A 21,564-nucleotide genomic window follows, 5' to 3' on the forward strand; every position below is an offset into this window, starting at 1 on the left:
CGAAGGCGACGGCCGACTCCAGCCGCGCCTCGTGCAGCTCCGCGACGTCCAGCTCCGCGACGTCCAGCTCCTCGACGTCCAGCTCCTCGACGTCCAGCTCGGCGATGTCCTCGTCGCTCGAGGGACCGCTGTCGGCCGAGGGGTCGTCACGGCGCACCGCCTCGGGCCCCTGGTCACCGTCACGTGCCTGGTGAGCGTCCTCGTCGGCACCTGCCTGCGCAACGTTCGTCTCGTCACGGTGGGACCGCTCCAGCTGGACCAGGGCCGAAGCTCCACCGAGCACCCGGGTGACCGCGACGCCCTCGTCGTGCAGGTCGCGGACCAGCTCGTCGGCGAACCGGCCCTGCCCGCAGACGACCCACCGGCCGCCGGGGACGCGGGATCGACGCTCCGGCAGCTCGCTGCCCGGAGGGCTCGTCAGCCACGTCATGAGCTGGTAGGCGGCCGGCGACCTGGTCAGGATCCGCAGGTGGTTGCCGAACCGGTCGAGAGGGTTGACGACGAACCATGCGTCGAAGGACCGCATCCGCTCGGCCATCTCACGGGTCTGGGTCAGGGCGATGACCGGCAGCCCGGGCCGGAGCAGCGACGTCGTCATCGTCACGTCGAGGTTGGTCCTGTCGTCGTCCGTCAGGGCGAGCACGCCCTCGCAGCGTGGGTGGGCCAGGCCTGCGACGACGAGGTTGCGCGTCTCGCGGGCATCGCCGTACAGGGCAGGGGTGTCGGCCCGGTAGTCGTCGAGGTCAACCGACGCGGCACGGTACTCCCGGTCGTCGATGACCACGAAGCGGCGCCCGAGGTTGTCCAGCGCTCGGCCTATCCGGCGGGTCGTCGAGCCGTATCCGACCAGGATGTAGAACGGCTCCGCCAGGTGCTCCACCTTCCGCGTGACGTGCCGCCGGGTGAGCGCTCGTCGGAAGGAGCGGTCCTGAGTGAGCGCGAGCAGGGATCCGACCCCGTAGGCCCACCCGACGACGGACATGTAGATGACAGCAGTCATCCAGAGGCGCTGGGCCACGTCGAACTCGAAGGGCGTCTCGCCGAAGCCGATCGTGGTAGCGGTGTAGCTGACGACGTAGAACGCGTCGAACAGGCTCATCCGATGGGCTGTCCCGTCGGGCTCGGTCTTGGGGATGAGGGTCAGGCCGACGACGCTGACCGAGAAGATGAGGATGATGGCGATGAGCGGGTAGCGCATCCGGCGCAGGAACATCAGCAGGACGCTGGTCGGCTCGGTCGCCTCGCCCTGGCGCAGGGCCAGCACCTCAGGCGTGACCCGACCCCTCGCCTCGGGATCGTCGTCGGCCCCCAGGCGGCGGAACCAGACAAGCAGGAGCGGGTTGCCCACGAGCCTTCCTCACCGTCGCTGGAAGGAGACCGTCTCGATGACGAGCAGCACGACCGACACGATGTTGGCGAACAGGGCGCCGGCCGACATCGACACGACGCTCGCGGTCGCCTCGGGCGTGAGCCCGGCGGTGGACACCTGGGTCGCGTAGGTCCAGAGGATCGCGGCGGCGATGAGCTGTAGCGAGGCGACGAGGCTCGTCGCGAGGTGGACAGCGCCGATCTGGGTGCGGTCGCCGAGCTTGAGCACCGTCGCGATGATGTTGATGACGACCGCGGCGAACAGCTCGTAGATGTTGTGGGCGGTCGGGTCGTTGATCGGGCCGACGAAGAAGCCGAAGTTCAGGGTGGCGGCGAGCAGGACGAAGAAGCCGAAGATCACCTTCTCGAGGTTCATGTGCGCTCCATCGTCGGGTGCAGCGATGCTACCGCCGTCGTATGCCGCTCACCTCTCGGACGCGCGTACGTCGCCGCACGCGCTGGCTCGGCTCAGCGGCATACGGAGTGCTCGGGTCTTCGGGGACTGTGTGCGGTTTTGGTCGCCCCGACGACCAGAAGCGCACACAGTCCCTGACCCAAGCTCCCGTCAGCGCGCCAGGAACTCGACCTCCGCGATGTTCGGAGCCTCGGCGCCGGCGGTCCTGGTCACGACGAGCCGGTACGCCGGGTAGCCCCCGGTCCGGTCCAGCTCGAACGGCCTGGTCTGGCCCCGCCACGGGAAGACCTGCCCGGTGCGCGTGTCGAGGGTGCGCCAGCTCCGCCCGCCGTCCCTCGAGCCCTCCACCCGCCACGCGGCCGGGTCGCCCGGCTGCGGGCCGGAGGTGATCGTGTACCAGGTCACCTCTCGCCGGTCACCCGAGAGGGTGTACGTGAGCGTCGGCGTCGCCGAGGTGAACGCGACCGAGGTGCGCGACGTGTCGTCGAACAGCGGCGCCGCGTCCGTGGTGCCGGTGGCGGCCGCCGTGCCCAGGCCGGGCCCGGTCACGTCACGCAGCGGTCGCGGCGCCTGGTTCCCCTTGGTCAGCGCCGGCGGAGCGTCCTGGCGTCGGGTGCCGAAGTCGGACGGCCTGGCACCCATCGCGAAGTCGATCCGGGCGTGGCCACGCAGCAACGACTGGTTGATCGAGACGCTGCGATGCTTGCGACCGTCGACCCACAGGCCCTGCACGTAGATGTTCTTCTCGGAGTTGCCGTGCGCCCGCACGACGAGGTCGCCTTGGCTGCGGTGCACGGTCGCCTTGGTGAACTTCGGCGATCCGACGGCCCACTCGGCCGAGCCGACCTGCAGCGGGTAGATGCCGAGTGCGGACAGGATGTACCACGCCGACATCTCGCCGTTGTCCTCGTCGCCGGGGTAGCCCTGGCCGATCTCGGAGCCGACGTAGAGGCGTCGCAGGATCTCGCGCACCTTCTCGGCGCTCTTCCACGGCTGGCCGGCCCAGTCGTACATGTAGGGGATGTGGTGCGAGACCTGGTTGCTCTGCCCGAGCTGTCCCATCCGGACGTCGCGGGCCTCGACCATCTCGTGGATGACCCCGCCGTAGCCGCCCGGTCTGCGTGCCGTCTCCGGCGTCGCGAAGAACGTGTCGAGCTTGTCCGCGAGGCCCTTGCGCCCGCCGTAGAGGTTGGCCAGGCCGTTGCCGTCGAACGGTGCGTGGAAGGCGAAGTTCCACCCGTCGGTCTCGGTGAAGTCGCCGCCCCACGACTCGGGGTCGAAGTCCTCGGCGAAGCTGCCGTCGGCGGCGCGGCCCTGGAAGAAGCCGGTCTTCGGGTTGAACGCGTTGACGTAGTGCGTGGCCCGCTCGAGGAAGTACCTCGACTCCTCTCTCAGCCGGGCGCGTCGCTGCCTCGGGGTCGCCGGGTCCTTGGCGAGCGCCGCTGCCATGGTGCCGATGCCGAAGTCGTTGATGAAGCCCTCGAGACCCCACGAGACGCTCTCATGGGTCTTCGTGCTCGTGTAGCCGGTGAAGATCGACGTGTCGAGGCCCTTGCGGCCCACGGCGCTCGACGGCGGCAGCACCGTCGCGTTCTTCAGGGCGGCGTCATATGCGCCGAGCGGGTCGGGCAGTCTGACCCCCTTGACGTACGCGTCGGCGAACGCGACGTCCGAGCTCGTGCCCGTCATCAGGTCGGCGTAGCCGGGTGAGGACCACCGGGCGATCCAGCCGCCGTCGCGGTACTGCTGGACGAAGCCGTCGACGATCTCGGCGGCGAACTCCGGGTAGAGCAGCGAGTAGGCCGGCCAGACGGTGCGGTAGGTGTCCCAGAAGCCGTTGTTGACGTAGATCTTGCCGTCCTCGACCGCGGCGTTCGTGGTGGTCTCGGTAGCCGACCCGGACTTCGGCGAGACCGGGCTGGCGTACTGGTAGCGCGGCGACCGAGCGGTGCCGGTGTTCTCGAACTGGCTGTTCGGGTAGAGGTTCAGCCGGTAGAGGTTCGAGTAGAGCGTGACCCGGTCTGAGTCGTTGGCTCCCTCGACCCGGATGACGCCGAGCCGCTTGTTCCACGCGGCGTTGGCCGCGGACCGGACGTGCTCGAAGCTGCGCGAGGCGAGCTCCAGGGCGTGGTTGTGCCTGGCCTGCTCGAGCGAGATGAAGGAGGTCGCCAGCCTGAGCACCACGTCGTGGCGCCTGCTGGTGTCGAACGTCGCGTAGCGCGTGCCGGTGTGGCCGTCGGGGGCGGTGCCGGTGCCGGTGGCCGGCCGGTCGAAGCTGCCGTAGACGAACATCCGGCTGCGTCCGGCGGACAGGCCGCTGCCGTTGTCGACCCAGCCGGTCATCGTGCCGGCGGATGCGTCGACGGTGAAGGCTCCGCTGTCGTCGACCGTGTCGAGCACGAGGTGGCCCGCCGTCGCCGAGTCGGGGAAGGTGAAGCGATAGACCCCGCCGTGGTCGGCGGGGGCCACTTCGGCGGTCAGGCCGCCGGCCAGCTTTGCCCGGTAGTAGTCCGGCCGGGCGATCTCGCTCGCGTGGTCGAAGGCGAGCCCCCGCTTCGAGGCGCTGCCGGTCGGCGTGCCGTCGGCGATGGAGGGCATGACCGACAGCTGGTTGCGGTCGCCCATCCACGGGCTCGGCTCGTGCGAGACGGCCAGTCCCTGCATGACCGGGAGGTTCTCCGCGTTGTTGGCCGCCTGGTAGTAGTACTGCCAGGTCTGCGAGTTCGCGTTGGTCACCGGGGTGAAGAAGGTGAAGCCGTTCGGAACGGCGCTGATCGGCAGGTTGTTGCCGCGCGAGAAGGAGCTCGACGCGTTGGTGCCGCGTCGCGTGTCGACGTAGTTGGTCAGGTCCCTCCCGTCGATGACGGCCGGGCGCGCGACGACGGCGATGTCGTCGACCCAGCCGCCGAAGCGGGTCTTGTCCTTGCCGCCCGGGTTGTCGTAGCCGATCAGGATGCGGTCGATGATCCGCCCGGCGGCCACGGCGCCGACCTCGAGGGTCACCGCGTTCCACTGGTTGGCATAGAGGATCTTGCCGGCGCCCTGCCCGCTCGGGCTGGCGGCGACGCCGTGGACGTCCTTGGCGGCCAGGTCGGACAGGTAGGTGCCGTCGGTGAAGCGCAGGTCGATGGCGGCATACGTCGAGGGGTAGGTGAGGTTGTCGGGCACCATGTCGGGGAAGATCTTGTAGCTCAGCTGTGTCGTGCGCGTGACGGGCAGCTCGACGTCGAACAGCCGGTTCCATTCGTAGCCGCGACCGTCAGCGGTGTGCTCGCCGAGGTAGCGCATCGCCTTGACGCCGGTCCACCCGACGCTGGGCCTGATGTTGTAGCCCGCGATCGGACCAGGTCCGACGTCGGTGACCATCGGTGTGACCGGGCCACCGCCGGTCGACCCGTCGGACAGGTCCCAGTCGGCCAGCTGCACGATCCCGCCGCTGTGCACCGCGGTCACGTCGAGCCGGAAGAACGTGTATGCCGCCGAGGTCGTGATCTCGAAGGTGCGCGTCGCGAAGCGGCCGGAGAAGTCGATGCCGGTCCGGCGGTCGAGGTCGGTCCACGTCGTGCCGTCGCTCGAGCCCTGGAGGGTGAAGTCCTTCGGGTCGCGCTCGGGCGCGTCGTTGGCGGAGGTCAGTGAGTAGCGCACGATCTTGGCCGGTGCCGAGAGCTCGTAGCGCACCCACCCCGTGGAGGCGAAGGAGAGCCACTTGGTCTCGGGGTTGGCGTCGGCAAGGTTCGCGGCGATCTCGCCGGGCGGGTTCTCACCGCTGGCCGTCACGGCGACCACGGTGCCCAGGACGCTCCCGTTGGTGGTCAGGCTCCCGGAGACCCCCTGCTGGCGCGGGCCGTCGGGGCCGGTCTCAACCGTGGAGACCGCCGGCTGTGGCTGGCCCGACTCGAACGAGGTGGTGAAGTCTCGGGTCTTGGTGGTGCTGCCTTGGTCCGGCGCTCCCGGTGCCGCAGCGGCCGCCAGCGGAGCCCCGACGACGGCGAGGCTGGTGACCATGGCGAGGGCGGCCCACCGGCCGCGCCGACTGTTGCTGACGCCCATCGGTTGTCCTCCGTGCTCCTCGTTGAGCCGTGGCCGTTCGGCCGACGATGAGAACTGAGCCTCGGGGGGACCCGCCGGTAGGTCAATGGGTTTGGTCGGCTTTGTCCGTTGTACTGTCCGGTTCGGACAAGGCCGTTCATCATCGACAGTGCAGCAATCTCGATCGACAGTGCAGCAATCTCGATCGACAGTGCAGTAGTCCGGATCGACAGTGCAGTGCTCTGCGGCGAAACCCAGCGCTGGACGCACGGGGCCATTCGGGCCTCGACCCCAGCCAGCGGCATACAGCAAGAGGCGTGGCACCACTCGCTCGGGGTGCGAGAGGTGCCACGCACGAGAAGTACATCGGGACCGGCGCCCGCATCGTTACAGGGCGTCGCCGCTTGACCACGGCACCGTCGTCAGAACGGTTGCACTATCGATCGGGATTGCTGCACCCTCGATGAGTCAGGAGGGGGCAACAGGAAGGTGGGCGTCGAGCCAGTCGACGATCTCGTCAGTGACCTCGTCGCGGTTCGTCTCGTTGAGCACCTCGTGGCGCGCGCCCGGCCAGAACATCGTCGTGACGTCCTCGACGCCGAGCCGGCGGTACTGGCTGGCGACCTGCTGGACCCCCTTGGTCTGGCCCCCGACCGGGTCCATCGAGCCTGACACGAGGTGGATCGGCAGGTCTTTGGGCGTGCGGGTCACGGTCTCGTCGGCGTTGACCTGCGCCAAGCCGCCGAGCAGGTCTGCGAAGAAGCCGCTCGTGAAGACATTGCCGCACCACGGGTCGGCGATGTACTTGTCGACTTCCGCCCCGTCCCGCGACAGCCAGTCGAACTCGGTGCGGTTCGGCTTGAAGGCCTTGTTGTACGGACCGAAGGTCAGCGTGTTGAGCAGTCCGCTCGTGTGCCGGCGACCCCGAACCCGGCCCTCGGTCGCCGCGACAAGGTGGCCCACCTTGCCGAGCAGGCCGGGGTCGCCGCCGGTGCCGGTGAGGACGAGCCCGTCGAGCTCGTCACCGAACCGGGCCGCGTAGGAGCGGGACAGGAACGAGCCCATGCTGTGCCCGAACAGGAAGAACGGCAGCCCCGGATGCTCGGTCTTGGCCCGCTGGGTCACGAGGTGCAGGTCGTCGACGACTGTGGCGAAACCGGCGTGGTCGGCGAAGTAGCCCTCGTCCTCGGCGCCGGCTGCCGTGGCGCCGTGCCCGCGGTGGTCGCCGGCGTACACGGCGTAGCCGTCGGCAGTGAGCCGCTCGGCGAAGCGGGCATAGCGTCCGGAGTGCTCGGCCATGCCGTGGGCGATCTGGACGACGGCCTTGGCCGTCCCGTCCGGGAGCCACCGGTTGACGTGGAGGCTGGTGCCGTCCAAGGCGGTGACAGTCAGGGTGCTGCTCTGCATGACTAGGACCCTAACCCGCGTCCATCGACGGCATGGCGGGGATCGCGCCGACTTGCGTCGTGCACTGTCGATCAGGACTGCTGCACTCTCGATGAGGAGAAGTGCACTCTCGATGAGGACTACGGCACTCTCGATGAGGAGAAGTGCACTCTCGATGAGGACTGCGGCACTCTCGTGCGCGCCTCGAGGCCCACCGGGTCGAGCACGGTGACCTCGCGAGCGTTCACCTCGACGAGCCCCGCCTCGACGAACGCCGCGAGCTTGCGGCTCAGCGTCTCCGGCGTGGTCCCGAGCAGCGAGGCGATGTCCTTCTTCGGCAGCGGCAGCCGCGCCACCATCCGCCCGTCACGACGGCTCGTCGGCAGGTCGACCAGATACCCCGCCAGACGTGCCTCGACGCCCGAGGCGGTCAGGTCGGCGATGGTGCGTTCTGCCTCGTCGAGCCGCCCGGTCACCGTGCGCAGCATCCGCAGCGCGATGTCGGGGAACCGTCCTACGAGGGCCCCGAGCTCGCGGTGCTCGAAGCTGCACAGCTCGACGTCCCCGAGTGCGACCACGAGGTCGTCGTGCGGCTGCCCGGTCACGAAGGCCGCCTCGCCCGTGAAGTCACCCGGTTCGAGGACGCGCAGCAGCCGTTCCTGGCCGCCCGCGCTCAGGTGCGAGATCTTGACCCGGCCCCGGTGGACGACGAGCAGGTGTGAGACGTCGTCGCCGGGGCGGTGGATCGTCTCGCCCGCCGCGCGCCGGATCGGATGCGCGTACGTCGCGACCCGGTCCTGCTCCTCGGGTGTCAACCCGGCGAAGAGCGGCACGATCGCGACGCACGACGTCCCCGTGGGGTGGTGGGTCACAGGGCGGGCTCCTTCTGCCGGGCCGGCTCGGGCTCGACGCCGGCCGTGGACGCAGCGCCCAGCACCTCGCGACGCGGTCCGCGCAACCGGACGAGGCGCAGCGCGTTGAGGATGACGAGCAGCACGCTGATCTCGTGCACCAGCATGCCACCGGCGAGCTGGACGTACTGCAGCAGCACGCCCGCGACGAGCAGGCCGACCGTCGCGAGGGCGAGGGCCGTGTTCTGCTTCATGACCCGTACCGTCGCCCGCGCAACTCGCCGGGCGTGTGCGAACTGGTCCAGCCGGTCGGTCATCAGGACGACGTCGGCCGTCTCCATCGACACGTCCGTGCCCGACCCGCCCATCGCGATGCCGACGTCGGCGGTCGCGAGTGTGGGGGCGTCGTTGACGCCGTCGCCGATCATCGCGACGCGACGTCCCTGCGCCCGCAGCTCCTCGACGATCCGGGCCTTGTCCTCGGGCAGCAGACCCGCCCGCACCTCGTCGAGACCGAGCCGGTCGCCGACGAGTCGCGCGGTGTGCGCGTTGTCCCCGGTCAGCATCACGACATGCCGTATGCCGCTCTCCCGGAGCCTCGTGAGGGCCCCGGCCGCTTCCTCGCGGACCTCGTCGGCCACGGCGACGAGCCCGGCGAGACGACCGTCGACGGCGACGTGGACGACGGTCGCTCCCCGCTGCTCATGTGCCGTGGCGCCGAGGACCGCATCGTCCGGGACCGCGACACCGCGCTCGGCCAGGAGCGCGCGGCGACCGACGAGGACGTCCCGGCCACCCACACGGCCGGCGATCCCGAGCCCCGTGACGACCTCGACGTCCGTGAGGGACGACGTGAGCGGCATACCGAAGTGTTGGGCTTGCGACACGATCGCGCGCGCGAGGTGGTGCTCCGAGGTCGACTCGAGCGTGCCGACCAGCTCGAGCAGCTCGCCCTCCGGGACCGCACCGACGCTCTGGACGGCCGTGACGACGGGCCGGCCGACGGTCAGCGTGCCGGTCTTGTCGAGCACGAGCGTGTCTGCGGCCGCAAGGTCCTCGAGGACCTCCCCGCCCTTGACCAGGACGCCGTGGCGGGCGACGTTGCCGAGGCCCGCGACGGCCGCGACGGGCACCGAGATGACGAGTGCGCCCGGGCAGGCGATGACGAGGAAGGTCAGCGCGAGCCCGAGATCACGGGTCCACGCGTAGACGATGACCGCGAGGATGACGATCGCCGGGGTGTAGATCTGGGCGAACCGCTCGAGGAACCGCTGGCGGCGGGTGCGCGACTCCTGGGCCTCCTCGACCAGCTCGATGATCCGGGCGAACGTCGTCTCGTCGCCGACCCGGTCGGCCACGACCTCCAGATAGCCGGACTCCGCGATCGTGCCGGCGAAGACGCGATCGCCGTACTGCTTTGTCACCGGGACCGGTTCGCCGGTGATCGACGCCTCGGTGACGGACGCCGTGCCGTTGCTGACCGTGCCGTCGACGGCGATCCGCTCGCCGTTCGTGACGAGCACGGTCTCCCCGAGGGCGACGTCGTCGGCGTCCACCGTGACGCGCTGCCCGTCCCGCAGGACCGTCGCCTGCGTCGGCGCGAGGTCGACGAGCTCGCGCAGCGACGCGCGGGTCCGCTCGAGGCTGCGCGCCTCGAGCCAGGCGCCGAAGAGGAAGAGGAAGCTCACGACGGCCGCCTCGACGTACTCGCCGATGACGAGCGCGCCGATAACGGCGATCGTGACGAGCAGGTCGATGCTGAAGGCCTTGGCCCGCAGCGCCTGCCACGCCCGGACCGCGATCGGGTAGCCGGCGAGCACGCTTGACACGACAAGGGTTACGTCACGCCCCGTGGTGCCGACGGGCTCGGCGAGCTGGGACAGGGCGAGCGCGACGAGGAGCAGCCCGCCCGTGGTGAAGGCGATGCGGCTCCTCGCCCGCTGGGTCAGGGTCAGGGACATGTCAGGCCACCTTGGTCGCGACCACGGGATAGCCGAGGGCGGTGACGACCTCGGCGAGCTCACCGGCGGTGACGCTGTCGGGATCGAAGTTGACGCGCACCTTGTTCGAGTTGAACAGGACCCTCGCGTCGGTGACGCCGGTTGTGCGCTCGAGCACTCCCTCGATCTTCCTGACGCAGCTCGGGCAGCTGAACGGTTCGGTAGTGAAGCGGGCGGTCTGCATGGTGTGCTCCTTCGGGTACTCCCCGGTCCTTCCGGGGTGGTGCCCTCAGTTCACACGTATCGGGGCAGGCCCGCCTTGACGCACGTCAAGCGACCGCCGTCACATGTCCATTCCGCCGTTGACGCCCCACACCTGCCCGGTGATGTACCCCGACGCGTCGGCGGCCAGGAAGTGCACGACCCGGGCCACCTCTTCGGGGTCGCCGAGCCGCCCCACCGGGACCTGCCCGCAGATCTTGGCCTTCGCCTTCTCCGGCATCGCCGAAACCATCTCGGTGTTGATGAATCCCGGGGTGACGGTGTTCACCGTCACGCCGATGCCGCCGTCGTCCGCCTTGCCGGCCCGAGCGAGCATGAAGGCAGCCTCACGGGCCAGGGTCTTGGTCAGGCCGAACAGCCCCGACTTCGACGCGGCGTAGTTGGCCTGCCCGACGTTGCCCATCTCCCCGATCACCGACGAGACGTTGACGATCCGGCCGGTGCCGCGCTCGACCATGTGAGCCAGGGCCGCCTGGGACATGAAGAAGGCGCCCGACAGGTTCACCGCCAGCACGGTGTTCCAGTCCTCGTCGGTCATCTTGGCCACGAGCCGGTCCATCGTGATACCGGCGTTGTTGACCAGGATGTCGAGCCGACCGTGGGTGTCGAGGACCTCCGCGATGGTTCGGCGGCAGTCGTCGGCCGAGCCGACGTTGCCTTGGTGGATGCTGGCCGGGGCACCCGACTGCTGCTCGTAGTCGCCGGCGAACCGCTGCGCCTGCTCCTCGTTGCGGTGGTAGCCGGCTGCCACCGTCGCGCCCTGCCGGCCGAGGCTGTGGCAGATCGCCGCGCCGATCCCGCGCGTGCCGCCGGTCACGAACGCGACCCGGCCACGCAGTTTCTCTCCGCCCGCGACGGGCACGTCCTGTTGCTCGGCGTCCAAAGGGTTCACCGGTCATACCTCCTGGAAGACTCCAGCCCGTGTAGCTCCCTCGGAACGGGTTGCTCCGTGACGGGCGTACTGACCTGCTCGGTCCAACATAGCCCAGCGTCAGGAGGGCAGGTCCGCCCGGCGGGCGATCGTCGCCGTGGCCCGCCGGCAGGCGGTCACCGGCACGTGCGGGGCGATCTCCTCGAGGAACGCGTACCGGCGTCGCAGCGAGCGGTGGTAGCTGTCGGCCGAGCGGTCCACGAGCAGGGCATGCCACCAGTCGACGACGTCACCCCACCCGGGCGCCGCCAGCGACCCGCCGAACTGCTGCAGGGCCAGGGCCGAGCACAGGCTCGCGAACGCCATCCGGTCGGCCAGGGCCCACCCCGAGAGCGTCCCGAGCACCATGGCGGCCGCGAAGACGTCACCCGACCCGGTCGGGTCGAGCCCCTCGACCCGTAGTGCCGGCACGTTCGCCTCCTCGCCGGTCGTCCCGTCGATGCCGACGGCACCCTCGGCGCCGTTCGTCACGACGGCAAGGGGCACGCGGTCCGCGATCCGGTAGAGCGCATCGGGCACCGAGGACGTCCCGGTGTAGGCCATCGCCTCGAGGGCGTTCGGCATGAACGCATGACAGTGCTCGAGTTGGTCGAGGACCGCGCTCGACCATTCCTGCTTGGGGTCCCAGCCGACGTCCGCGAAGCACAGCGCACCGTCGCCCCGCGCCAGGTCGATCCAGCTCGACCCGTCGCCGCTGACCCGCGCCACGTCGGAGGGGTCGACGAAGACTGCTCTCGCACAGGGAGGTCGGCCGATCAGCCTGTCGGTCGGGATGGGTGCGTCGTGGCCGTGCGACACCATGCTCCGGTCTCCGCCGTACGACATCGACACGGTCACCGGGGAGTGCCAGTCGGGGAAGCGCCGCGAGTGCCCCAGGTCGATCCCCTCCTGCTCCTCGAGCGTGCGCCAGCAGAAGTCCCCGTAGTCGTCGTCGCTGAACGCCGCCGCGAGCGAGGTGCGCAGCCCGAGCCGGCGAGCCGCCACGGCGAGGTTGGCGATCCCACCCGGGCACGACGCCATCCCCTCGGCCCACACCTCGGTCCCCGGCGTCGGTGCGGACATCCCGGCGAAGATGATGTCGAGGAACACCGTGCCGTGCACGAACACGTCGAACTCTGGCGCTCCGGCGGTCCGCAGCGCGGCCAAGGGGTCGAACCTCTGGTGCGGCATCACCATCATCATCCCTTGGCCGCGGCGCGCCCGGGCGGGAATTTCCGGTCCCCGGCGGGACCGGCTCGGTGCATGCACGCGCTCCCATCGGCTCGAACCCTGCGGCCGCCTTGGTAGCGTCGCCGTCGTGACAGGTCTGCGCCTGACGATCCTCGGAGGTGGTGGCTTCCGGGTCCCCCTCGTGTATGGCGCCGTGCTGGCCGACCGCTCGGACCGCCGCGTCACGCACGTGGTCCTGCACGACACCGACGAGACCCGGCTGCATGCGATCGGCCACGTGCTCGCGGCCCAGGCTGGGCGGCATACCGCCGCCGACCCGGGCCACCGCCCGCCCGAGGTCACCATGACGACGGACCTCGGCACGGCCCTCGAGGGCGCCCACTTCGTCTTCTCCGCGATCCGCGTCGGCGGCCTGCCCGGGCGCACCGCCGACGAGCGGGTCGCACTCGACCTCGGGCTGCTCGGGCAGGAGACGACGGGCGCAGGCGGGGTCTCCTACGGGCTGCGGACGGTCCCTGTCGCGGTCGCCGTCGCCGAGCGCGTCAAGGCCCTGGCGCCGGACGCCTGGGTCGTCAACTTCACCAACCCGGCCGGCCTGGTCACCCAGGCGATGCAGCAGGTGCTCGGCGACCGGGTCGTCGGCATCTGTGACTCGGCGCTCGGGGTCGCCAGGCGCGCGGCCGCCGCGCTCGGGCACGATCTCGCCCACGCCGAGATCGACTACGCGGGCCTGAACCACCTCGGCTGGCTCCAGGGGCTGCGGGTCGACGGTCGCGACGTGCTGCCCGACCTGCTCGCCGACCCCGACCGGCTCGGCTCCATCGAGGAGGGGCACCTCTTCGGCGTGGACTGGCTCCAGACGCTCGGCGTGCTGCCCAACGAGTACCTCCACTACTACTACTTCACCCGAGACGCGGTCGCGGCGATCACGAGCGGCACCCGGACGCGGGGCGAGTTCCTGCTCGGGCAGCAGGCGAGCTTCTATGCGGCCCTGACGGACTCGCCGGGTGAGGCGCTGGCGACCTGGGATCGGGTGGCCCGGGAGCGCAACGCGACCTACATGCAGGAGAACCGCGCCGAGGACGAGTCACGCTCGGAGCAGGACATCGAGGGCGGCGGCTACGAGGGCGTGGCGCTCGCGCTGATGGCCGCGATCGCGCGGGACGAGCCGGCGACCCTGATCCTCAATGTCGCCAGCGCCGGCACCCTGCCCGGCCTGCCGGTCGACGCGGTCGTCGAGGTCCCCTGCCGGGTCACCGCGGCCGGCCCGCGGCCCCTGCCCGTGTCGCCGCTGCGGGGCGCCGAGCTGGGCCTGACCCTGCAGGTCAAGGCCGTCGAGGAGCTGACGATCCGGGCCGCGCTCGACGGCGACCCACGCACCGCGGTCGAGGCGCTTGCGCTGCACCCGCTGGTCGACTCGGTCACCGTGGCCCGGCGGCTGCTGTCCGGCTACCGGGCTCGGATCCCGTCGCTGGACCGGGTCTTCAATGGCACCTGAACGGCCGCCGGTCGCTACAGCAGGCCCGTGCCCTCGGCCCGCTCGCCGGCCTGAGCCCTGGCCGAGCGGTCGGCGAGCGCCTCACCGGCACCGGCGTAGAGGTGCACGACGACGTCCAGCCCGAGCTCCTCGAGCTCCTCGACGTCCTCGCGGTAGAGCGCGACGGCGGCCACGGTGCCCTGCCGGTAGCCGACCCGGCGCATCTCGCGCAGCGCGTCGATGTTGGCGTGCTGCGAGGGCATGGCCAGCACGATGACCTGCACGAGCCCGTTGCGCACGACCCTGGTCCAGAAGTCGTAGTCCGTGGCATCGCCCTCGATGACGTTGTAGCCCTCCTCGCGCAGGGCCTGCACCCGGGACGGGTCGTGCTCGACGCCGAGGACCCGGTAACCGTGCTCCCGTTCCAGCTGGGTGCACGCGGCCCGACCGACCCGGCCCATCCCGAGCACGATCGCGGTCGCGTCCCCGACGTCGATGGGACGGTCCTCCGGATGGATCTTGTCCGGTGGGCGGGCCGGCAGCCGTTCGGCCAGGCGCGAGGCGCGGGACACCGAGGCCGGGTTCGCCAGCGAGGAGACGATGAAGCCGACCGAGACCGCGATGACCAGCGACAACAACCAGTGCGACGAGAGCCACCCGGCGCTGACTCCCATGGTGGCGACGATGAGCGCGAACTCGGAGTAGTTGCTCAGCAGCAGGCTGGTCAGCACGCTGGTGCGGTTGCGCAGCCCGAGCAGCCACAGCAGGAACCAGTAGAACACCGCCTGCACCGGCAGGAGCAGCACGAGCAGCAGGCCGACCCGGACGTTCTCCATGGTCGGCAGGCCCTGGAACCCGATGCTGACGAAGAAGCCGACGAGCAGCAGCTCCTTGACCGTGAACAGGGTGTGCGAGAGCCGGTCCGAGCCCGGTCGCGGCGCCAGGATCAGGCCCATGACCAGCGCCCCGAGGCTGCCCGAGAGGCCGAGCCACTCGAACAGGGCGTAGCCGGGGATCAGGGCCATCGCGATCCCGAACAGCGCGCCGAGCTCGCCGTGCCCGAGCCGGTACCAGCCCTTGGTGGCCCAGGCCAGCGCCGGGATCACCGCGACGAGCCCGAGCGAGTAGATGCTCGGCGCCTCGCCCCGCGAGACGGAGATGACGGCGACGGCCACGATGTCCTGGATGATCAGCACACCGATGCAGATGTTGCCGTAGAACGCCTGCTCGTCGCCGCGGTCCTGCAGGATCTTGACCACGAAGATCGTGCTGGAGAAGGAGAGCACCAGCGCGACGACGGCGAGCACCCGCAGCGACTCGGGCCCGAAGGCGCCCAGCGCGCCCAGCCCGGCCAGGAACCCCGCCCCGATGACGGTCATGAGCAGGATGTGGGCCCCGGCGGTCAGCCACACCTCCTTGCCGAGCAGGGTGCGCAGGTTAAGGCGCAGGCCGATGGCGAAGAGCATCAGCGTCACGCCGATCTGCGACATCAGCGAGAGCTCCTCGAGCTGGGGGACGCCCATCACGTTCAGGACGAAGCCGGCCGCCACGAAGCCGACCAGCGGCGGCATCGTGATGAGCCGGGCGAGCAGCCCGCACCCGAACACCACCGCCACGTAGAGCACGACGACGTCCATGGGCCCCAACCATGCCTCATCAGCGCGTCTCCGTCGCCCCCGACCACCTGGCGGACGACGCGGCCGACCCTCCGTCGGATCAGCGAACCTGCGACTCGCCAGAGGCCCCGCTGTGCAACACCGGCGGCTGCGTGTCGCCGACGATCGCGTTGTGGGTGCGGCCCCAGGCGAGGTACTTCGCGCCGAGGTTGACCATCGCCGAGAGCCGGTTGCGGTTGGAGAGCAGCGTCACGATGTGCACGCCGTTCCAGATGGCCCACGCCGGGAAGCCCTGCAGTCGCGGCAGGCCGGTCACCTCGGCGACGGCCGAGGCCCGGCCTATCGTCGCGAGGATGCCCTTGTCCTTGTACTCGAACGCCGGCAACGTCTCGCCACTGAGTGAGGCCGCGACGAGCCGGCCGACGTAGTGGCCCTGCTGCATCGCCGGTTGGGCGAGTTGCGACAGTGCCCGGTCGCCCTCGCCGACGCAGATGTCGCCGACCGCGTAGACGCGATCGAGCCCGAGCACCCGCTGGTGGTCGTCGACGACGATCCGGTGCCCCGGCCCCTGCGGAACGCCCCAGGCGGCAACGACCTCGGGGGCGATGACCCCACTGGCCCAGATGACGACACCGGCGGGGAGGAACTCCCCGTCACCGACGAGGACCCCGTCCGCGCGCACCTCGTTGACCTTGGTCGACAGGCGCAGGTCGACGCCGCGTCTGCGCAGCGAGTCGGCCGCGTAGGCGCGGCTCTCCGGGACGAACGGCGCGAGCAGGTGCGGCGCCATCTCGACGAGGGTCACGTGCACCTTGTACGCGTTGAGCTCCGGGTAGAGCACCGGGACGTCCTTGTTGCGCAGCTCGGCGAGGGCTCCGGCCGTCTCCACCCCGGTCGGCCCGCCGCCGACGATGACGATGCGGACGTCCTCTCCCCGGTGGTTGACCGAGGCCTCCTCGAGGCTCCAGAACACGGCGTCGCGCACGGCGAGCGCCTCGGTGCGGGTGTAGAGCGGCATGGCGTACTGCTCCGCGCCGGGGGTGCCGAAGTAGTTCGCGGCGACCCCCGTGGCGATGACGAGATGGTCGAAGGGCAGCACCTCGCCGCTCGACAGGGCGACGGTGCGGGCGTCGTGGTCGATCCGCTCGGCGGCGCCCTGGACGAACGCGACGTTCTGCTGCTTGGACCGGACCGAGCGCAGGAACCACGTCACGTCGCCGGGGTTCAGGGTGCCGGTTGCGACCTGGTAGAGCAGCGGCTGGAACGTGTTGTACGGGTGCCGGTCGACGAGGGTGAGCTCGACGTCGGCCTTGCGCAGCGCGCGCACCGCCGCCAGCCCACCGAAGCCTCCACCGATTACGACGACATGTGGTCGATCTACCATGCCCCCACCCTAGGCACGAGGGCACGGGTGAGCGGAAGGCCCGTCAGCGGCATACCCGCTGGTCTGTTGGCGGAGCTGCGTCCCTTTGACGCAGATGCGCCGCCTTGAGGCAACGCATCTGCGTCAAGACGACGCATGTTGGGTGTATGCCGCTCAGCTCGCCGGGCGCGTCAGTGCCGTCCGCGCCGGGAGCGCAGGTAGTCGGCGACGACGTACTCGCCGAGCCGGTCGACCGAGGGGGTGAACACGCGCCCGGCGGCGCGACGGGCCACGGCGTCGACGAACCGGGCCAGGCCGGGGTCGTCGCCGAGCATGAAGACGTTGAGGGTCGCACCCGCGCGGCGCAGCAGGTCGACCTGCGCCATCGTCGCGCGGACCGTGGCGGGGACCGTCGGCCACGCGAAGGTCGGCACGCCCCGGGCGTCGAGGTGGGCGGTCGGCTCGCCGTCGGTGACGACGAGCACGAGCGGCTCGGCCTCGGGGTGGCGGCGCAGGTGACGGGAGGCGAGCATCAGGGCGTGTTCGAGGTTGGTGCCCTGGACCCACTCCGGTTCGGCGTCGGCGAGCTGCACGGGGGTGAGGCGGCGGGCGGCGATGGTGAAGCCGATGATCTCGAGGGCGTCCTGCCGGAACCGCGTCTGGACCAGGTGCGAGAGGGCGAGCGCGGTCTGTTTCATCGGGCCCCAGCGGCCCTCGTGGAACATCGAGAAGGACATGTCGACGCACAGCGCGACGGCCGCCGACGTGCGGCGCTCGGTCTCGACGACCGCGAAGTCCTCGACGGACAGGTGCAGCGGGGAGTGCAGCAGGGCGACGCCGCTCGCTGCCGTGGCGTTCGGTGCCGTGTCGTTCGCGGGCATCGCCGTGAGCCGGCTGGGTGCTCGGCGATCGGCCTCGCTCCCGCCACGGGTCCGCAGGACCGCGTTCGAGACGGTCCGTACCGTGTCGAGCGGCAGCTCGTCGCCGAAGGCCCACTGTCGGGTCGACCCGGTCGGCTCGTCGGCCTGCCCGGACCGCCGGTCGTCGTGGTCGCCGCGTGCGGTCGCGAGTCCCTCGAAGACTCGCCGCAGCGCGGTCTCGCCGAGGCGCCGGACGGCCCGCGGGGTCAGTCGCAGCCCCTCGTCCCCGTGGGTCAGGTAGCCCTGCCGTTCGAGCTCACGCTCGAGCCGTCGCAGGGCCTCGAAGTCCCGTGCGGCGTCCGCGCCGAGGTGGCGCTCGAGCCGCTCCACGTCCACGTCGTCGAGGCTCGCCCCGCGGTAGCCCTGGCTCAGCTGTTCGGTCAGGGCTTCGAGGTCGGCGATCTCCGAGACGGCCTCGACGGCCGCGCCGTAGCCGAGGGGTTCGTCGCCGTGCAGGTTCACCGGGGTGCCGCGGTCGAGGCCGGGGCGCAGTGCGCGAAGGTTGTCGGCGAGCTGGGCCATCTCGCTGGCGATGTCGGCGTCGGCGAGGGCGTCGCTCATCAGCTGGCTGAGCTGCTGGCGTTGCTGCGCGTTGAGCGAGGCGAGCATCCGGGCGGCAGCGGCCTGGCGCCGGGCGAGGGAGTCGATCAGCTCGTCGACGTTGCGCGGGTCGTCGGGGAAGAGGTCGCCGTGCTTGTCCATGAAGTCGCGGAACTGGTCGGTCGTGTCTTCGCCGCGGGCGTGGGCGGCGAGCAGCGAGTTGAGGTCGGCGAGCATGTCCTTGACCCGCTGCATCGCCTCGGGGTCCTGCCCGGACAGGGCCGCCTTGAGGCCCTCGAACTGTGCGTCGAGCAGCTCACGGCGCAGCAGCCGTGCGATCCGGTCATAGGTCTGCGCCGCCTCGGGGGAGTGCCACTGATGCTCGGCGAGGGCGCGGACCGCGCCGGCGGTGTCGTCCGGCAGGGTGGCGAGGTCCAGCTCGCCCAGGCGCGCCTCGTCGGTGTCCTCCTGTGCGAGGGCGGCGCGTTCGAGGTCGAGGGCCTCATCGAGCAGCTTCCGGATCTCGTCGAGGGTGCCGCCGAGGTTGCCGCGCCGCCGCGCCGCCTCGCGCATCCGCCGGATCCGGTCGGCTATCTCGTCGAGGCCCCGGTGCCGGTCGAGGCCCCGGCGCAGCACGTCGCGCAGCGCTTCTCGCGTCGTACCGCCGGCGAGGACGTCACGACCCAGCTCGTCGAGCGCCGACCGGACGTCGTAGGGCGGCGCGAGCGGGTCCGACCCGCCGCGCCACGGGCCATACCGGAACCGGCCGTGCGGGTTGTCGCGGTCGGGGTGCAGGTCACCGCTGCTGCCCATCCACTCACGCTACGCCTCACCACCCCCCTCGAACGCGGATGTTCGGCACGGGTCAACGCGCCGACGTGACCCCGGAGCGGCCGCACTAGAGTCGGGGCCGTGCGTATCACCCGGCTGGGCGTGCGGCTGGCACTGCGGTGGCGGCCGGGGAGGAAGTACTCCGCCGACGCGCTGTTCGCGCGGCTGCCCGATGAGCTGCTCTGGCCGCTGAGACGAATCGGGCTCGATCCGGTCCCGGAGCTCGGCGAGCTGCGCGACCGGACGCCGGTCCTGCCGCTGAAGCTGCCGTTCGGCATCCGCGGGTGGCTGGTCACCGGATACGACGAGACGAGGGCCGTGCTCGGTGCTGCGGATGCGTTCAGCAACGGCTTCGGCCACGTCGTCGGGAGGGTGGGACTGACTGCCGAGCAGGATCCCGGCGGACTCGGCTTCGCTGACCCGCCCGACCACACCCGCCTGCGCCGGATGCTCACGCCCGAGTTCACGCGGCATCGGCTGCGTCGTCTGGTGCCACGGATCGAGCAGATCGTCGTCGGTCAGCTGGACGCGATGGTGGCGGCTGCGGCCTCGGGTGAGCCGGTGGACCTGGTCCGGAGCTTCGCGGTGCCGATCCCCGCGCTCACGATCTGCGAGCTGTTGGGCGTTCCGCCCGAGAGCCGCGAGAGCTTCCTGCGTGGCTGCTCAGCCCGCTTCGATCTCACTCGCGGCCTCGAGGATTCGCTGGAGACGATGTCGGCCTCGCTCGACCAGCTGCGCGAGTTCGTCGAGCAGCAGCGAGCCAGCCCGGGGGACGGTCTCGTCGGCATGCTCGTGCGCACGCACGGCGACGAGCTGTCCGACCGGGAGCTGTCGGGCCTCGTCGACGGCCTGCTGACCGGTGGGCTGGAGACCACGACGAGCATGCTCACCCTCGGTGCGATCGTCCTGATGCGCGACCCGTCGTGGCGCCGCCGCCTGATCGACCCCGGCACCGCGGTCGACCCGTTCGTCGACGAGCTGCTGCGCTACCTGACCGTCGTGCAGGTCGCCTTCCCCCGGGTCGCCCGTCACGACGTCACCGTGGGCGGCCATCGGATCGCCGCCGGCGACGTCGTCCTCTGCTCGCTTAGCGCGGCCAACCGCGACGGTGACCCAGACCTCGACCGCTTCGACCCCACCCGTGAGACGCGTCGGGCCCACGTTGCCTTCGGGTACGGGATCCACCGATGCCTCGGGGCCGATCTGGCCCGCATGGAGCTGCGCGCCGCCTATCCCGCCCTCCTGCGCCGGTTCCCCGACATCACTCCCATGGGTGGGTTGCGCGAGGTTGGCTTCCGCCCGCTCTCGCTCGTCTTCGGGGTCGACTCGCTGCCGGTGACCCTGGGCACAGTGGTATCGCCGGACGACCACCATTCGCGCTGAGGCACTCGCTCGGCACGGGTACGCGGCGTACCGGGCCGATAGTGGTCGTTCGGCCAAACGTGGGGGTATGCCGCACACCCGGCCAAACGTGGGGGTATGCCGCACACCCGGTGCCAGGGATGGCCGTGTCCCTTGCCGGGAGTGACCGGCAACCCTCGAATCGGTGGCTCTACAGCTGTTGCCAAGGGGGCTTGGCCCGGTAGGCCTCCTCGTAGTACGTGGCCAGCTGCAGTCGGGAGGCGGCGGGCCGGTCCAGGATGACCGTGACGTGTGGATGTAGCTGCAGGACGCTGCCGGGCCACATGGCCGTGATCGGTCCCTCCACGACGTGGTGGACCGCTTCGGCCTTGTGCCGGCCGGTCGCCACCAGCAGCGCGTGGCGGCACTGCATGATCGTGCCGAGCCCTTGGGTGAGGCAGTGGTGCGGGACGGCCTCGATGTCGTCGAAGAAGCGTGCGTTGTCCGTGCGGGTCTGCCGGGTCAGGGTCTTGATCCGGGTCCGTGAGCCCAGCGACGAGCCCGGTTCGTTGAAGGCGATGTGCCCGTCGGCTCCGACGCCGAGGATCTGCAGGTCGATCCCTCCGGCGGCGCTGATCGCCTGTTCGTAGGCGGCACATTCGGCGACGAGATCGTCGGCCTGCCCGTCGGGGCCGGACACGTTGGCCGGGTCGATGTCGAGCTTGCTGACGAAGTCGCGGTCGATGACGTTGCGGTAGCGCTGGGGATGCTCCTCGGCGAGCCCGACGTACTCGTCGAGCATGAACGCGCGCGCTTCGGCCAGGCTCAGGTCGCCGGTGGTCACCCGCTCGGCCAGCTCGCGGTAGATGGTCAGCGGGCTGGAACCGGTGGCCACTCCCAGCACCGCACGCGGGTTGGCGGCGTACAGCTCCGCGATGGCGTCCGCGGCGATGCGACCGGCCTCACGGGCCGAGTCGACGATGACGACCTCCATCGATGCTCTCCTTCCGTCGTCCGGTCGCGCTATTGTCGCCCATTCTCGCCCGGCGGGCTCAGGCGCCATTCCCATTGCGCCTGAGCCGAATCGGCGCTCCGGTCCTCCCT

The 21,564-nt window shown here is 70.7% G+C and carries 15 protein-coding genes; 2 read left to right on the forward strand and 13 right to left on the reverse strand.

Annotated elements, in window-relative coordinates:
• The 9 genes from L0H79_RS09675 to L0H79_RS09715 all read right to left on the reverse strand — a co-directional run.
• A partial coding sequence (locus L0H79_RS09675; protein ID WP_301484389.1) for an NAD-binding protein occupies positions 1-1,348 on the reverse strand: 1,348 nt, incomplete at its 3' end.
• A gap of 9 nt (positions 1,349-1,357) precedes the next feature.
• Positions 1,358-1,744: a DUF6394 family protein gene (locus L0H79_RS09680; protein WP_301484390.1), complete on the reverse strand. Its 387-nt coding sequence runs from the start codon at positions 1,742-1,744 to the stop codon at positions 1,358-1,360.
• A 189-nt stretch (positions 1,745-1,933) separates the two neighbouring features.
• The gene (locus L0H79_RS09685) at positions 1,934-5,833 is read right to left on the reverse strand and encodes a GH92 family glycosyl hydrolase (RefSeq protein WP_301484391.1); all 3,900 of its coding nucleotides are present in this window, start codon (positions 5,831-5,833) and stop codon (positions 1,934-1,936) included.
• 447 nt (positions 5,834-6,280) lie between these two features.
• Positions 6,281-7,219, reverse strand: a complete 939-nt coding sequence (locus L0H79_RS09690) for an alpha/beta hydrolase (RefSeq protein WP_301484392.1) — start codon at positions 7,217-7,219, stop codon at positions 6,281-6,283.
• A 119-nt stretch (positions 7,220-7,338) separates the two neighbouring features.
• A complete protein-coding gene (locus L0H79_RS09695; RefSeq protein WP_301484393.1) occupies positions 7,339-8,070 on the reverse strand; it encodes a Crp/Fnr family transcriptional regulator in 732 nt (243 codons plus the stop codon).
• Positions 8,067-10,010, reverse strand: a complete 1,944-nt coding sequence (locus tag L0H79_RS09700) for a cation-translocating P-type ATPase (protein ID WP_301484394.1) — start codon at positions 10,008-10,010, stop codon at positions 8,067-8,069. Before L0H79_RS09700 ends, L0H79_RS09695 begins: the two co-directional genes overlap by 4 nt.
• Before the next feature lies 1 nt (position 10,011).
• Positions 10,012-10,233 carry a heavy-metal-associated domain-containing protein gene (locus tag L0H79_RS09705; RefSeq protein WP_301484395.1) on the reverse strand — a complete coding sequence of 74 codons (222 nt, stop codon included), beginning with the start codon at positions 10,231-10,233 and terminating at the stop codon, positions 10,012-10,014.
• A gap of 99 nt (positions 10,234-10,332) precedes the next feature.
• Positions 10,333-11,163 (reverse strand): 3-oxoacyl-ACP reductase family protein, encoded by an 831-nt coding sequence (locus L0H79_RS09710; protein ID WP_301484396.1) that lies wholly within the window; start codon positions 11,161-11,163, stop codon positions 10,333-10,335.
• Positions 11,164-11,262: 99 nt separating this feature from the next.
• Positions 11,263-12,372 (reverse strand): carbohydrate kinase family protein, encoded by a 1,110-nt coding sequence (locus tag L0H79_RS09715; RefSeq protein ID WP_301484397.1) that lies wholly within the window; start codon positions 12,370-12,372, stop codon positions 11,263-11,265.
• A 136-nt stretch (positions 12,373-12,508) separates the two neighbouring features.
• On the opposite strand from L0H79_RS09715, the gene L0H79_RS09720 reads away from it, so the two are divergent.
• Positions 12,509-13,870 (forward strand): 6-phospho-beta-glucosidase, encoded by a 1,362-nt coding sequence (locus L0H79_RS09720; protein ID WP_301484403.1) that lies wholly within the window; start codon positions 12,509-12,511, stop codon positions 13,868-13,870.
• A gap of 14 nt (positions 13,871-13,884) precedes the next feature.
• On the opposite strand, the gene L0H79_RS09725 is transcribed toward L0H79_RS09720, so the two are convergent.
• The 3 genes from L0H79_RS09725 to L0H79_RS09735 all read right to left on the reverse strand — a co-directional run bounded on the left by L0H79_RS09725 (position 13,885) and on the right by L0H79_RS09735 (position 19,101).
• Positions 13,885-15,486 carry a cation:proton antiporter family protein gene (locus L0H79_RS09725; RefSeq protein WP_301484398.1) on the reverse strand — a complete coding sequence of 534 codons (1,602 nt, stop codon included), beginning with the start codon at positions 15,484-15,486 and terminating at the stop codon, positions 13,885-13,887.
• A gap of 79 nt (positions 15,487-15,565) precedes the next feature.
• Complete coding sequence (locus L0H79_RS09730; protein ID WP_301484399.1) at positions 15,566-16,849, reverse strand: NAD(P)/FAD-dependent oxidoreductase; 1,284 nt, start codon at positions 16,847-16,849, stop codon at positions 15,566-15,568.
• Positions 16,850-17,019: 170 nt separating this feature from the next.
• Complete coding sequence (locus L0H79_RS09735; RefSeq protein WP_301484400.1) at positions 17,020-19,101, reverse strand: hypothetical protein; 2,082 nt, start codon at positions 19,099-19,101, stop codon at positions 17,020-17,022.
• A 99-nt stretch (positions 19,102-19,200) separates the two neighbouring features.
• Between L0H79_RS09735 and L0H79_RS09740 the strand changes: the two genes are divergently transcribed.
• Positions 19,201-20,502, forward strand: a complete 1,302-nt coding sequence (locus L0H79_RS09740; protein ID WP_301484401.1) for a cytochrome P450 — start codon at positions 19,201-19,203, stop codon at positions 20,500-20,502.
• 169 nt (positions 20,503-20,671) lie between these two features.
• On the opposite strand, the gene nagB is transcribed toward L0H79_RS09740, so the two are convergent.
• Positions 20,672-21,454, reverse strand: a complete 783-nt coding sequence (gene nagB / locus L0H79_RS09745) for a glucosamine-6-phosphate deaminase (RefSeq protein ID WP_301484402.1) — start codon at positions 21,452-21,454, stop codon at positions 20,672-20,674.
• Between the last annotated feature and the right edge of the window lie 110 nt (positions 21,455-21,564).

Source organism: Intrasporangium sp., assembly GCF_030452765.1.
Classification (GTDB): Bacteria; Actinomycetota; Actinomycetes; order Actinomycetales; family Dermatophilaceae; genus Intrasporangium_A.

Bases quoted from the DNA above. Each gene is read 5' to 3' on its own strand.
- L0H79_RS09680 (WP_301484390.1), bottom strand. From the start codon at position 1,744: ATGAACCTCGAGAAGGTGATCTTCGGCTTCTTCGTCCTGCTCGCCGCC.
- L0H79_RS09685 (WP_301484391.1), bottom strand. From the start codon at position 5,833: ATGGGCGTCAGCAACAGTCGGCGCGGCCGGTGGGCCGCCCTCGCCATG.
- L0H79_RS09690 (WP_301484392.1), bottom strand. From the start codon at position 7,219: ATGCAGAGCAGCACCCTGACTGTCACCGCCTTGGACGGCACCAGCCTC.
- L0H79_RS09700 (WP_301484394.1), bottom strand. From the start codon at position 10,010: ATGTCCCTGACCCTGACCCAGCGGGCGAGGAGCCGCATCGCCTTCACC.
- L0H79_RS09705 (WP_301484395.1), bottom strand. From the start codon at position 10,233: ATGCAGACCGCCCGCTTCACTACCGAACCGTTCAGCTGCCCGAGCTGC.
- L0H79_RS09715 (WP_301484397.1), bottom strand. From the start codon at position 12,372: ATGCCGCACCAGAGGTTCGACCCCTTGGCCGCGCTGCGGACCGCCGGA.
- L0H79_RS09725 (WP_301484398.1), bottom strand. From the start codon at position 15,486: ATGGACGTCGTCGTGCTCTACGTGGCGGTGGTGTTCGGGTGCGGGCTG.
- L0H79_RS09730 (WP_301484399.1), bottom strand. From the start codon at position 16,849: ATGGTAGATCGACCACATGTCGTCGTAATCGGTGGAGGCTTCGGTGGG.
- L0H79_RS09735 (WP_301484400.1), bottom strand. From the start codon at position 19,101: ATGGGCAGCAGCGGTGACCTGCACCCCGACCGCGACAACCCGCACGGC.
- nagB (WP_301484402.1), bottom strand. From the start codon at position 21,454: ATGGAGGTCGTCATCGTCGACTCGGCCCGTGAGGCCGGTCGCATCGCC.